This is a genomic window from Rhizobium hidalgonense, assembly GCF_005862185.2.
GTDB lineage: Bacteria > Pseudomonadota > Alphaproteobacteria > Rhizobiales > Rhizobiaceae > Rhizobium > Rhizobium hidalgonense.
In genome coordinates, this window is the sequence record NZ_CP054027.1 from 3983495 (window position 1) to 3995600 (window position 12106).

13 protein-coding genes are annotated in these 12106 nt (G+C 63.0%); 9 read left to right on the forward strand and 4 right to left on the reverse strand.

The features are described from left to right. The first annotated feature begins 135 nt into the window (after nt 1-135). The 4 genes from FFM81_RS19370 (at nt 136) to FFM81_RS19385 (ending at nt 4157) form a co-directional block, all read left to right on the forward strand. Nucleotides 136-813, forward strand: coding sequence for a FadR/GntR family transcriptional regulator (locus FFM81_RS19370; protein ID WP_003570860.1), 678 nt, complete (start codon nt 136-138; stop codon nt 811-813). Continuing rightward, nucleotides 810-2096: a CynX/NimT family MFS transporter gene (locus FFM81_RS19375; RefSeq protein ID WP_003570861.1), complete on the forward strand. Its 1287-nt coding sequence runs from the start codon at nt 810-812 to the stop codon at nt 2094-2096. Before FFM81_RS19370 ends, FFM81_RS19375 begins: the two co-directional genes overlap by 4 nt. Before the next feature lie 123 nt (nt 2097-2219). After that, complete coding sequence (locus FFM81_RS19380; RefSeq protein WP_138385400.1) at nt 2220-3752, forward strand: S10 family peptidase; 1533 nt, start codon at nt 2220-2222, stop codon at nt 3750-3752. Between the two features lie 9 nt (nt 3753-3761). Then, complete coding sequence (locus tag FFM81_RS19385) at nt 3762-4157, forward strand: GFA family protein (RefSeq protein ID WP_138385399.1); 396 nt, start codon at nt 3762-3764, stop codon at nt 4155-4157. A 130-nt stretch (nt 4158-4287) separates the two neighbouring features. On the opposite strand, the gene FFM81_RS19390 is transcribed toward FFM81_RS19385, so the two are convergent. Continuing rightward, entirely contained in the window at nt 4288-4995 is a 708-nt protein-coding gene (locus FFM81_RS19390) for a glutathione S-transferase family protein (RefSeq protein WP_138385398.1), read from the reverse strand. 114 nt (nt 4996-5109) lie between these two features. Here FFM81_RS19390 and FFM81_RS19395 point away from each other — a divergent pair, with 114 nt between their 5' ends. After that, entirely contained in the window at nt 5110-6000 is an 891-nt protein-coding gene (locus tag FFM81_RS19395; protein WP_003570867.1) for a LysR substrate-binding domain-containing protein, read from the forward strand. 36 nt (nt 6001-6036) lie between these two features. Here the strand turns inward: FFM81_RS19395 and FFM81_RS19400 are convergent, their stop codons facing one another. After that, on the reverse strand, nt 6037-7620 hold the full coding sequence (locus FFM81_RS19400; protein WP_138385397.1) for a peptide chain release factor 3: 1584 nt from the start codon (nt 7618-7620) through the stop codon (nt 6037-6039). A gap of 90 nt (nt 7621-7710) precedes the next feature. Here FFM81_RS19400 and dut point away from each other — a divergent pair, with 90 nt between their 5' ends. Further along, on the forward strand, nt 7711-8181 hold the full coding sequence (dut, locus tag FFM81_RS19405; RefSeq protein ID WP_003570870.1) for a dUTP diphosphatase: 471 nt from the start codon (nt 7711-7713) through the stop codon (nt 8179-8181). Continuing rightward, nucleotides 8181-9080: a GNAT family N-acetyltransferase gene (locus FFM81_RS19410; protein ID WP_037092513.1), complete on the forward strand. Its 900-nt coding sequence runs from the start codon at nt 8181-8183 to the stop codon at nt 9078-9080. The genes dut and FFM81_RS19410 overlap by 1 nt, the downstream gene beginning before the upstream one ends. 118 nt (nt 9081-9198) lie before the next feature. Here FFM81_RS19410 and FFM81_RS19415 read toward each other — a convergent pair whose 3' ends face one another. Beyond that, nucleotides 9199-9663: an Lrp/AsnC family transcriptional regulator gene (locus FFM81_RS19415; protein ID WP_138385396.1), complete on the reverse strand. Its 465-nt coding sequence runs from the start codon at nt 9661-9663 to the stop codon at nt 9199-9201. A gap of 113 nt (nt 9664-9776) precedes the next feature. Here FFM81_RS19415 and FFM81_RS19420 point away from each other — a divergent pair, with 113 nt between their 5' ends. Further along, nucleotides 9777-10676, forward strand: a complete 900-nt coding sequence (locus FFM81_RS19420) for a DMT family transporter (protein ID WP_138385395.1) — start codon at nt 9777-9779, stop codon at nt 10674-10676. 45 nt (nt 10677-10721) lie between these two features. On the opposite strand, the gene FFM81_RS19425 is transcribed toward FFM81_RS19420, so the two are convergent. Further along, the gene (locus tag FFM81_RS19425; RefSeq protein WP_138385394.1) at nt 10722-11240 is read right to left on the reverse strand and encodes a Dps family protein; all 519 of its coding nucleotides are present in this window, start codon (nt 11238-11240) and stop codon (nt 10722-10724) included. A gap of 230 nt (nt 11241-11470) precedes the next feature. Between FFM81_RS19425 and FFM81_RS19430 the strand changes: the two genes are divergently transcribed. Then, nucleotides 11471-12088, forward strand: coding sequence for a LysE family translocator (locus tag FFM81_RS19430; protein WP_138385393.1), 618 nt, complete (start codon nt 11471-11473; stop codon nt 12086-12088). Nucleotides 12089-12106 lie beyond the last annotated feature (18 nt).

Sequence of the window (12106 nt, forward strand, 5' to 3'; positions counted from 1 at the left end):
CCAGGCCAGTTTGAGGCCAAACTCATGGAAAGGGTCGCCGAGGCGGCCCTTTTTTATTGCCTTGATGTGAACGCGTTGACGGAAGAGCAAAATCCCATTACTCATAAAGTCATCTGATGACTTTATGAGTAATGGATGCGCGCCCTCAGCAAGACCAATCTCGCCGATGAGGCGATCGAGGCAATCCGCAGCGACATTCTCGGCAAACGCTGGGCTGTCGGCGAGAAATTGCCGAACGAAGCCTCGCTGTCGGCGATGCTCGCCGTCAGCCGCGGCACGGTGCGCGAGGCAGTGCGGGTTCTGGTATCCCAAGGTTATCTCGAAACACGCCAGGGGTCTGGAACCTATGTGCGTTCGACTCGCGATGCCGGCCGGCCTTTGACCATGGCGCGACGGGCCAGCCTGCGCGACCAGTTCGAAGCGCGCCTGGCGCTCGACGTCGAGGCGGCCCGGCTGACGGCAGCCCGCAAGACGCCAGCGACGGTCGCCGGGCTTCGCCGGCTGCTTGGCGAACGCGGCAGTTACGACGGCGGCAACCAGGCCGCCTTCATCGAACGCGACCTCGCCTTCCACAAGGCCATCATCGCCGCTTCCGGCAACCGGGCGATGATCGAGATCTACGATTTCTTCTCCGCTTCGATCGCCGATACCATCGCGGCGACGCTCGGCAAGGATATTCCCGAACCGGATATGCAGGCGCATGCCGATATCGTCGACGCCATCGAGACCGGTGATCCCGACCAGGCGGATGCGGCGGTGCGGCGCTTCATGGCGCCGGTTCTCGCCGCCCTCGACCGGATGATCCTGTCATGACCATGCCCTCCACCGATATCAATGCGCTCGACGCCGCCGACGACCTGCTTGTAGACGCCGAGGCCGGCAGCCTGCCGCCGCTGCAGGCAACACCGGTGCGGGGTGCCGCAGATCGTTTTCTGCTCGGCGCCAGCCTGGTGCTGATCGCCTTCAACCTTCGACCGGTCTTTTCAAGCGCCTCGGCGCTGCTGCCGGAGATCCGCGCCGAACTCGGCCTCACCACGCTCGGCGCCAGCTTGCTGACGACGCTGCCGGTCGTCTGCCTCGGGGCCTTTTCGCCGCTTGCGCCGCGCCTTGCCCAGCGCATCGGCACCGAACGCACGCTGCTCGGCGTTGTCCTGCTGCTGGCGCTCGGCACCGCGTTGCGCGGCTTTTCCTCCGTGCCGCTGCTCTTCATCGGCACGGCGCTTGCCGGCGCCTGCATCGCCGTCGGCAACGTGCTGCTGCCGGGGTTGGTGAAGCGTGATTTCGCCGGGCGCGCGGCGTTGATGACCGGCTTCTACACGATGGCGCTCTGCGCCGGTGCGGCAAGTGCCGCCGGTCTGACGCTGCCGATCGAGCACGCGCTCGGCGGCTCTCTCGAAGGCGCGCTCGCCGTCTGGGCGCTGCCGGCGCTCGTCGTCGGTCTGATCTGGCTGCCGCAGGTTCTGCGGACCGGCGGTCAGGCCAGGCGAAACGGCTTTCACGTCAAAGGCCTGTGGCGCGACCGGCTTGCCTGGCAGGTGACGCTGTTCATGGGACTTCAATCGGCGCTTGCCTATTGCGTCTTCGGCTGGCTGGTTCCGATCCTGCGCGAACGCGGCCTCGATGGCGTCACCGCCGGGGCGATCGTTTCGCTCTCGGTGATGGTGCAGGCGGCATCCTGCCTCATCGTGCCGCATATCGCCGTACGCGGGAAAGATCAGCGGCTGATCAATGCCAGCCTCTGCGGCGTCGCCGTCATCGCGCTGCTCGGCCTGCTGTTTGCGCCGCTGTCGACGGTCTGGCTGTGGGCCCTACTGCAGGGCATCGGCCAGGGCGGCTTGATCGCCGCGGCGATGACGACGATCGTGCTGCGCTCACGCGATCCCGATGTCGCCGCCCATCTGTCCGGCATGGCGCAATGCGTCGGTTACCTGCTTGCCGCCATCGGGCCGCTGATCGTCGGCCTCATTCGCGGCTGGACGGGAAGCTTTTCCTGGTGCGCGCTCCTCTTCGTCGCGCTCGGGCTCGGCGCCGCAATCAACGGCTGGAAGGCCGGCCGGGCGGTGGAGATCAATGTGTATGCTGAGAAGGCGCCATGAGTCGCCCCTTCAATCCGCTCGCTTATTTCCTTCACTGGCCCATCACCATCTCTTGATGCCCGTCGCCGATCGCGGATGCTACGCTATTTCAAGCTGATATCCCGCACCGCCGGAGGAGAAATCTTGCGTTTACATCCACTGTTTCTGCTTGCAGCGCTCGCGGCGTCCCTGGTCCCTGCCCTCTCCCCTGCGCAGGAAAACGCTCACTCCAAGGCAAATGTCGAGAGCAGTGCGCGCGACGGCGTGCTGAAGCTGCTGCCGGCCGATTCCATCACCGAGCACGAGTTGACGATCGGCGGCCGGAAAATCGCCTATACCGCCACCGCCGGCACGCTCGATCTCTTCGGCCAGGACGGAGCGCAGACCGGCGCGATCTTCTACACCGCTTACGTTGCGAAGGACTCAGGGCCGGACCGGCCTTTGACCTTCGCCTTCAACGGCGGGCCAGGTGCGGCTTCCGCCTTCCTGCATCTCGGGCTGGTCGGGCCTAAGGTGCTCGATTTCGGCCCTCAGGCACGCGACGGCGCCCATGCGAAACTGGTCGACAACCCGCAAAGCTGGCTGGATCTCACCGATCTGGTACTGATCGATCCGATCGGCACCGGCTGGAGCCGGACGGTGAAGGCCGACGACGCCTCGAACTATTACAACGTCAACTCGGACGCGCAGAGCATCGCCAAGGCGATCGCCCTTTATGTCGCGCATGCCAACCGCTCGAATTCGCCGAAATATCTGCTCGGCGAGAGTTATGGCGGCTTCCGCGCCGCCAAGGTCGCCTCAGCGCTGCAGGAAAGCCAGGGCATCATCGTTGCCGGCGCGGTGATGCTTTCGCCCCTGCTCGAGGGCCAGCTGATGTTCAACGCCGATCAGTTCCCATTCGGCGCCGCGCTGGAGCTGCCGTCGCTGGCTGCGGCCGAACTCGACCGGCACAATGCCTTTGACGAAGGCAAGCAGCGCGAAGCCGAAGCCTTCGCGCTCGGGAACTATCTGACGACGCTCGCCGGACCGCCGCCGACGGGTGCCGATGCCGCCGCTTTCTATGGCAGGATCGCGAAACTTACCGGAATTCCCGAGGATATCGTCACGCGCAATCGCGGCTTCCTCGGCAATTCCTTCGTCAAACATTCCGACGCCGGAAGCGGCGCGGTGACGAGCCCCTACGACGCCGCCTTTGCCACTCCCGACCCCTATCCGGAATCGGATTACGATCGCGGCGACGACGCCATCCTCGACGGCTTCGTCCGCGCCTATGGCGGCGCCTTTGCCGACTATGCCCGCAACGAACTGGGCTTCAAGACCGAGATGACCTATTCGCTGCTCGACAGCGATATCAGCCGGCGCTGGGAATGGGGCGGCGGACGCGGCGGCGGATCGCGCTTGCAAGCCAGCGCCACCGACGACGTCAGGCAGTTGCTTGCCTCGAACACGGCCTTCCATCTGCTGATCGCCCATGGCTACAGCGACCTGGTGACGCCGTACGGGGTCAGCCGCTACGTGGTGGACCACCTGCCGCCGTCGCTCGCCCGCGGCCGGGTCGGGCTGAAACTTTATCGCGGCGGCCATATGTTCTATACGAATGCCGATCAGCGGACCGCCTTCACGGCGGATGCCAAGGCCTTCTATGCCACACGCCCGGCCGCTCCGCCGGCGGATTGAGGATTGCCGATGCATATCACCGGGGGATGCCATTGCGGAGCGATCCGCTACCAGGCCGAAATCGATCCCGAGCGGGTGTCGATCTGCCATTGCACCGATTGCCAGCGGCTGACGGGCGCGGCTTACCGCATCACCGCACCGTCGCAGCCCGGAAGCTTCACACTCCTATCAGGCGAGCCACGCGGCTACACGAAATATGGCGATAGTGGCGGCCTCAGCCGGCAATTCTTCTGTGCGAATTGCGGGTCGCCGCTCTACCGCACCAACGGCGACGGCGGCGCGATCGGCATCCGTCTCGGCGGCATCGACCAGCGGCGGGACCTGGCACCGAAGAAACAGATATGGTGCCGGTCGGCTTTGCCCTGGGTGGATAATATCGAGCCGCTGCCGCGGTTCGATGGCTAGGACTAGGACGGGCTGGCATCACCGGCAACCGAGTGCATCTCCTCGCGACTGGCTCGTCGAGATCGAAATCATCGCCGCCGGCGGACGGCAGGTCCGCCGCCGCACCGCGAAGGTGCGACGGCTGCGGCGATCAGGCCGCTTGTTTCAACAGGCCGATTGCCTCGGCCAGATCGACCTCGCCGCGGAAACCGCCGCTGCTTTTTGCCTCCTGCCGGTGCTCGATCGCATACGCAAAACGCACGGCCGGCTGCTGCTGCATCCGCTCATAGAGGCGGTGCAGACTGGGAAATTGGCTTCGGTCGACGACCTTGTGAAAATCGTTCCAGCGAGCAATCCCGACGAAATAGGCCTCGGCCAGGCTCGGGCCGTTGCCGACAAGCCATTCGCGGCTATCGAGCAGACGTTCCAGCGTATGATGCGCCTTTTCGACTGCCGCGATGCCATAGGCCGTGAGGGCCTGCTTTTTATGCGGCTCCAGCGCATGTTCGAACGCATACCAGAGCGGCCCGAAGGCCTTGAAGAAAGTCGTGTTGAGAAAGGCGAGCATCTGGTTCAGACGATCGAAATCCTCCGATCCTTGCACAAAACCCCGGCCGCTGCCGATCGTGCGGGCGCCGATATGCTGGAGGATCGCCATGCTTTCGCTGATGACCCTGCCATCGTCAAGCAGCAGCGATGGTGTTTCGCCGACCGGGTTGATCCTGAGGTAGTCATCGCTGGAGACCATTTCCGGCATCTCGACACGGCAAAGCCGATACGGCAGACCGGACCATTCCAGCGCGACGATCGAGCCGAAGGAGCAACCCTCCGGCACGCCGTAAAACAATATGGGTGACATCAATCGTTCCTTTCAGAATTGAACCCGTTTGGACGTGATCAATGTGAGGATGTGGACGATCCTGCGGTAGACGCTATAAATGCGTCGCAATGTCCACAAATCTGGAAGCTGGCGATGGCGCTTTTCAACCTCAACGACCTCCATCTTTTCGTGCAGGCCGTCGACAGCGGCAGTTTTACCGCCGCCGCCAGACATCTCGGCATGCCGAAATCGACGGTGAGCAAGCGGGTTGCCGAGCTGGAGGCACGGCTCGGCGTCCGGCTGATCCAGCGCACGTCGCGAAGCTTCGCGCTGACCGAGCTCGGCCGGGAATTCTTTCAGCATGCCCAGGCCTCGATCATCGAGGCAGAAATGGCCGAAGGCATCGTGCGGCGGCATCTGGCTGAACCCGCCGGCAGCGTTCGCCTCACCGCCTCGGTGCCGACGGCGCAGTTTACCCTGACGGAACATCTGCCGGCGCTGGCTGTGCGCTATCCGAAGCTCCGGCTCTGCGTGCACGTGACCGACCGTTTCGTCGATATCGTGCAGGAAGGTTTCGATATCGCACTGCGCAGCCACCGGACGCCGCTGCCGGATTCGGCGCTGGTGCAGCGGAAGCTCGCCAGCCATCCCTTCTTCATCCTCGCCTCTCCGGATTATGTGAGTGCCCATGGCGAACCGCGCCGGCCGGAGGAGCTGGCACAGCATGCGACGATCATGACCAGCCTGACGGAAGACCAGTGGCAGCTCCATTCGGGTGGCGACGAGGTTCTCGTCACCCTGCATTCCGTCATGGCCGCGGATGAGCCTTATGTCTTGATGGAAATGGCCATGTCGGGGCTCGGCATCACCTGCCTGCCAACATCCGTCTGCCACAAGGCGCTGGCAGAGGGGCGACTGGTGCGGGTGCTGCCGGAATGGACGGCAGGCGGCATCGACACGACGATCCTGATGCCGCACCGGCGCGGCCAGCTGCCGGCAGTGCGCGCCGTCGTCGATTTCCTGGCGGAACGGCTCGGCGGCTAGCGCCGCTTCACACTTTTCCCGGGATTGCTTTGGCGATCACGCCGCCTTGGCGGCGTGATATTCCTTGACGGCGACCATCTTGATTGCCGGATGGCGCTCGGACTCGTAACGCAGCGAGAACCCGTCCTGAGCGAGGAAGACCGGATCGCCGTCGAGATCGCGGGCGATGTCGCCCCGTTTGACGGTGAGGAATTTTTCCAGGTCGGCCGGCTGATCGGCCGAGATCCAGCGGCAGACGGAGAAGCGCGACATTTCGAAGGAGACCGGCAGGCCGTATTCGGCCATCAGCCGCTCCTTCAGGACGTCGAGCTGCAGGGCGCCGACGACGCCGACGATCGCCGGTGAGCCGTCTTCCGGCGAAAACAGCTGGACGACGCCTTCCTCGGCCATCTGCTGCAGCGCTTCCTTGAGCTTCTTCGCCTTCATCGCATCTTCCAGACGCACGCGGCGCAGGATCTCCGGCGAGAAGTTCGGCACACCTTGGAAGACCAGCGATTCGCCCTCTGTCAGCGTATCGCCGATGCGGAGCGTCCCGTGATTGGGAATGCCGACGACGTCGCCGGCATAGGCGGTGTCGGCGAGCTGGCGCTGCGAGGCGAAGAAAAATTGCGGCGCCGTCAGACCGAGCTGTTTGCCGGTGCGGGCAAGTCTTGCCTTCATGCCGCGCTCGAGCTTGCCGGAGCAGATGCGGGCAAAGGCGATGCGGTCGCGGTGGTTGGGATCCATGTTGGCCTGGATCTTGAAGACGAAGGCCGTCATCTTGTCGTCGGTCGCGTGCACGGTCCTGGTATCGGCAACCTGGTCACGCGGCGGCGGGGCAAAATCGCCGAGTGCGTTGATGAGGTCGCGAACGCCGAAATTGCGCAGCGCCGAACCGAAGAAGACAGGCGTCATATGGCCTTCCAGGAAGGCCTGGCGGTCGAAGGGGCGGCAGGCCTCGATCGCCAGCTCGGTCTCCTCGACGAAGACCTGGCGTTCGTTTTCCGGCAGCCGGCCGGCAACGCTCTGCGGGCCGTTGACAGGCGTTCCCTCGATTTCGGTATCCGAGCCACGCACCGTGTTGGCGGCGATATTATAGGAACCGCAGAAGGTCTTCGAGCGGCCGATCGGCCAGGTAATCGGCGCGGTGTCCAGCGCCAGCTTCTCTTCCACCTCATCGAGGATCTCGAAGGGATCGCGGCTTTCCCTATCCATCTTGTTGATGAAGGTGATGATCGGGATATCGCGCATGCGGCAGACTTCGAAGAGTTTCAGCGTGCGCGGCTCGATGCCCTTGGCGGCATCGATGACCATGACGGCGGCGTCGACGGCCGTCAGCGTGCGATAGGTGTCGTCGGCGAAATCCTCGTGACCTGGTGTGTCGAGGATGTTGAAGACATTGTCGTTATATTCGAAGGTCATCACCGAGGTGACGACGGAGATGCCGCGCTCGCGCTCGATCTTCATCCAGTCGGAGCGCGTCTGCATGCGATCCTTCTTCGCCTTGACTTCGCCGGCAAGCTGAATGGCACCGCCGAACAGCAGCAGCTTTTCCGTGAGCGTCGTCTTGCCCGCGTCCGGGTGGGCGATAATAGCGAATGTGCGGCGGCGGGAGACCGCCTCGGCGAGACTTTCGGCCATACTATGAATCCTGTGGAATTGCCGCTTAACTAGCGACTAAAGCCCGGCTTTGCAATTGACCTTGCTCTCCCGCGCGCAAAGTAATGACCCATGACCATTCATCACGACACGCGTCCGACGCTGAACCTCATCCGCCTGACCAATGGCGAGGGCCTTGACCTGCCTGCCTATGAAAGCAAGGGGGCGGCCGGCATGGACCTGCGCGCCGCCGTCGACGGGGCCACGCCGCTGATGCTTTCGCCCGGCCGACGGGCGCTGGTGCCGACCGGCTTCATCTTCGAAATCCCCGAGGGTTTCGAAGGCCAGGTGCGGCCGCGCTCCGGCCTGGCCTTCAAAAACGGCATTACCTGCCTGAATACACCAGGCACCGTCGACAGCGATTATCGCGGCGAGGTGAAGGTGCTGCTCGTCAATCTCGGCGACGAACCCTTCGTCATCGAGCGCGGCATGCGCATCGCCCAGATGGTGATCGCGCCGGTAACCCAAGTGCGGGTGGCCGAAAGTGCCGCCGCAAGCGAGACGACACGCGGCGCCGGCGGCTTCGGCTCCACCGGGGTATGATGCCGAAGGGCGTCAACAGCGCCGACCTGACCTTTCGGCAGGATTACTTCGACGACCCCGCTGGCTGGGCGGCATTGGTCTGTCTGCTCAAGGATATTTTCGGCATCGATATCGGCCCGCTGCAGCAGCTTGGCGGACCGGATGCCACCAGCATGCCCTTCGGTTGGTTTGATGTCGAAGGCGAGTTGGCCGCCAATATCACGGCCTTTGCGCTGCCCTTCGTCCTCAACGGCAGGATCGTCCACGCCGCCGGGCTGCAATCGGGCGCGGTGCGGCCGCCATGGCGGCGGCGCGGGCTCTACCGCAACCTGACGGTGAAGGCGCTCGACTGGTGCGAGCGGCAGGGTTTTGAAGCCGTCATCCTCTATACCGACAAGCCGTCGCTCTACGAAGCCTACGGTTTTCGCGCGATAGCGCAGCATCGATATGAGGGAGCGGCACCCGAGCTGTCGGCTTTCGCCGGACCTGCCCGGTTGCTTGCGCCGACCAATGCGGATGATCTTGCCCTGTTGCAATTGCTGCTGAAGGCACGAAGCCCGGTTTCGACGTCGCTCTCGGTCGCGGCGAACGCAGCGATGTTTCTCATCAACACGCGGCTCGATCCCGATGTCCGCGTCAGCTTCATGGAAGACATGCGAGCGGTGATCGCCTGGAAGATGGATGAGGCGGGTCGCTTCAGTCTTCTCGATGTCGTGGCGGCCGAGATGCCCTCGCTTGCAGCGATCCTCGGCGGGCTGAAGATCGCGCCCGGCACTGTCGAAGTGCTTTTCCGTCCCGACAAGCTCGACTGGGTGGGCGCGCCGCAGCCGATGGAGAGCGGCACGGTGCTGATGCTGCGCGGGCTCGGCAGTGAGGCTCCGCAATTTCCGGCGATGCTGTCGCCTATGGCGGATTTCTAGAGCAATTCCAGCAAAAGTGCATAGCGGTTTTGCGTTCGGAATGGCGTGAAAACAAGAGACGGAGCATTTTAGGGATTCGAAGAAAACCGAAAATGCTCTAAGGGCACTTTCGCCGATTCTACTTTTTACGTGTCAGCGGCGGCAGGCGGCGTTTGACGGGCGAGGCTTTGATCATCGCGGTGTTGGTTTCCGCCCGTTCTGCAACCCTGTCGAGGAGACCGTCGAGTTCCGCCATCGAGCGGATGACCAGGCGGGCGATAAAACAATCCTCGCCGGTCACCTTGTCGCATTCGACGATTTCGGGGATTTCCTGGATCAGCCGCTCGACGATGTGCAGCTGTCCCGGCAATGGTCGCACACGGACGATCGCCTGCAGGGGATAACCGACAGCGGCAGGGTCGAGATCGATGGTGAAAGCCTTGATGACGCCGCGCTCCTCGAGCCGCCGCAGGCGCTCGGCGGCACTTGGCGAGGAAAGCCCCACCTGCTGCGCCAGCTCCTTCAGCGAGATGCGGGCGTTGCCGGCCAGTGCTTCCAGAATGGCCTGATCTGTTTCGTCGAGCGATTGCGCATCATTAGGCATAATCGGCATTCTCCCCTAATATGAATAGGCTATTTAGATCATATTCCTTCTTATGATTATATAAAATCGTTCACCGCCGCAATATTCTGATCCAATTGAAAACGGAGGCGATCATGAGCGGCGACATCAAAAGAGGCACGGCGGAAATGACGGCAGCGATGCTGATCTCGGGGACGATCGGCTGGTTCGTGGTCATGTCGGGCCAGCCGGTCAGCGGTGTCGTCTTCTGGCGCTGCCTGTTCGGCGCGCTGACTCTGCTGGTCATCTGCGGCGCTCTCGGGCTGCTGCGGCCCGGCATCCTCACGCTGCGCGCCTTCGGCATTGCCGTCTTCGGCGGCGTCGCCATCGTATTGAACTGGCTGCTGCTGTTTGCCTCCTATTCGCATGCGACGATCTCGATCGCCACGACTGTTTATAACACCCAACCCTTCATGCTGCTGATGCTCGGCGCACTGTTTCTCGGCGAAAAGATCACCGCCACCAAGCTGTTCTGGCTGGCGCTCTCTTTCGCCGGCATGATGGCGATCGTCCAGGCGAAACCCCAGACCGGTGGGGCAACCGGTGACTACGGCCTCGGCATCCTGATGGCGCTGGGCGCGGCCTTCTTCTATGCGCTGGCAGCGCTTGCCGCAAAATGGCTGAAAGGCACGCCGCCGCATCTGATCGCACTGATCCAGGTCGCAACCGGCATGCTGATGCTGGCGCCGATGACCGATCTTTCCCATCCGCCCGCGGATGTGGGAACATGGGCGATCCTCGTTACCGTCGGCGTCGTCCATACCGGGCTGATGTATGTGCTTCTCTACGGTGCCATCCAGAGGCTGCCGACACATCTGACAGGCGCCCTCTCCTTCCTCTATCCGATCGCCGCGATCCTCGTCGACCGGCTCGCCTTCGGCCACGCGCTGCAGCCGATGCAGATCGCGGGCGCGGCCATCATCCTCATTGCCGCCGCCGGCATGAACCTTGGCTGGAACCCGAGATGGCTGCGGCCGAGAGCGCTGGAGAGTTGAGAGCCGGGCGTGCCCTACATATGACGCTACGCCCGGCTGCCAGTATTATTTCTGGGACCGGGTCGTTTCGAACAGGAACCAGGTGCGGCGCTCGGACTCGTCGATCCAGTTCTCGATCAGGCTGGCGGTGGCGACATCATTGTGCTCGTCGCAGAGATCGTGCACTTCGCGCAGCAGCGAAACGAGTTGACCATTATCCTCGCGAAGTTCCGACAGCATGTCCTCGGCGGTGACGAAATCCGCATCATTGTCGGCGATGCGCTGCTGGCGGGCGATCTGGCCGATGGAGCGCAAGGTCACGCCGCCGATCTTGCGGGCGCGCTCGGCAATATCGTCGGTCATGGCGAAGATCTGCTCTGCCTGCTCGTCGAGCAGCAGGTGGTAATCGCGGAAATGCGGGCCGGACATGTGCCAATGGAAGTTCTTGGTTTTCAGATAAAGCGTGAAGACATCGGCAAGCAGGGCGGTGAGTGCGGCCGAAATATCGGTGACGGCGTTGCTCGGCAGGCTGGAAGGCGTCTTGAGCGGCGAGAGCCTGCGGGTTTCGGCTGAGGTGGGGGACATCCATTCTCTCCTTGGTGATGAAAATCTTGCCAGCGCCTCGTGTCCTCAAACATGCAATGAATGCTGATGGCGCACGTGCAGAGGGAAAACTAGCAAGGGTGGATCGCTTTCCAAGTGGATCATGGTGCCGCAGACCTATTCCTTCTGGTGATGGACCGATCAGTGCCGTGCATTGATGAGGCCGCAACCCGGACCTATAGAGAGGTCACGCAATCCAGTGGATATGACAGATGAGCCTTACAGCCCTGATCGCCTATGCCGGAGCGCTATTCATCGCAGCCGCCATTCCAGGACCCGGGATTACCGCGATCGTCGCACGCGCGCTCGGCTCGAATTTCCGCGAGACCTTCTTCATGGGTCTCGGCCTGGTGCTCGGCGACATGACCTATCTCACCGCTGTCATCCTCGGCCTTGCCTTCGTGGCGCAGACCTTCACCGAAGTCTTCATCGTCATCAAGATCGCGGGCGCGCTTTATCTCGGCTATATCGCCTGGAAACTCTGGACGGCGGGCCTGCTGCCGCAGGATATTGCGGCGAAGAAATCCAGCAATATCGGCCTATCCTTCCTCTCCGGCCTGCTGGTGACGCTCGGCAATCCAAAGACGATGCTGTTTTATGTCGCGCTGGCGCCGACGCTGATCGATATCGGCAATATCGGCCTCGGCGACTATGCGATGCTGCTCGCCGTTACCTTCGTGGTGCTGATCGTGGTACTGGTGCCCTATATGCTGCTTGCCTCGCGGGCCCGGACAATGCTGAAAAAGCCCCGCGCCTTACAGGTGCTGAACCGGTTGGCGGCCGGCATTCTCGCCGGCACGGCCGCCTTCATCGCCACGCGGGCGGCCTGAAATAAACATCCGGCAAGA

Bases quoted from the DNA above. Each gene is read 5' to 3' on its own strand.
- FFM81_RS19385 (WP_138385399.1), top strand. From the start codon at position 3,762: ATGCATATCACCGGGGGATGCCATTGCGGAGCGATCCGCTACCAGGCC.
- FFM81_RS19430 (WP_138385393.1), top strand. From the start codon at position 11,471: ATGAGCCTTACAGCCCTGATCGCCTATGCCGGAGCGCTATTCATCGCA.
- FFM81_RS19390 (WP_138385398.1), bottom strand. From the start codon at position 4,995: ATGTCACCCATATTGTTTTACGGCGTGCCGGAGGGTTGCTCCTTCGGC.
- dut (WP_003570870.1), top strand. From the start codon at position 7,711: ATGACCATTCATCACGACACGCGTCCGACGCTGAACCTCATCCGCCTG.
- FFM81_RS19410 (WP_037092513.1), top strand. From the start codon at position 8,181: ATGCCGAAGGGCGTCAACAGCGCCGACCTGACCTTTCGGCAGGATTAC.
- FFM81_RS19425 (WP_138385394.1), bottom strand. From the start codon at position 11,240: ATGTCCCCCACCTCAGCCGAAACCCGCAGGCTCTCGCCGCTCAAGACG.
- FFM81_RS19375 (WP_003570861.1), top strand. From the start codon at position 810: ATGACCATGCCCTCCACCGATATCAATGCGCTCGACGCCGCCGACGAC.
- FFM81_RS19400 (WP_138385397.1), bottom strand. From the start codon at position 7,620: ATGGCCGAAAGTCTCGCCGAGGCGGTCTCCCGCCGCCGCACATTCGCT.
- FFM81_RS19415 (WP_138385396.1), bottom strand. From the start codon at position 9,663: ATGCCTAATGATGCGCAATCGCTCGACGAAACAGATCAGGCCATTCTG.
- FFM81_RS19370 (WP_003570860.1), top strand. From the start codon at position 136: ATGCGCGCCCTCAGCAAGACCAATCTCGCCGATGAGGCGATCGAGGCA.
- FFM81_RS19395 (WP_003570867.1), top strand. From the start codon at position 5,110: ATGGCGCTTTTCAACCTCAACGACCTCCATCTTTTCGTGCAGGCCGTC.
- FFM81_RS19420 (WP_138385395.1), top strand. From the start codon at position 9,777: ATGAGCGGCGACATCAAAAGAGGCACGGCGGAAATGACGGCAGCGATG.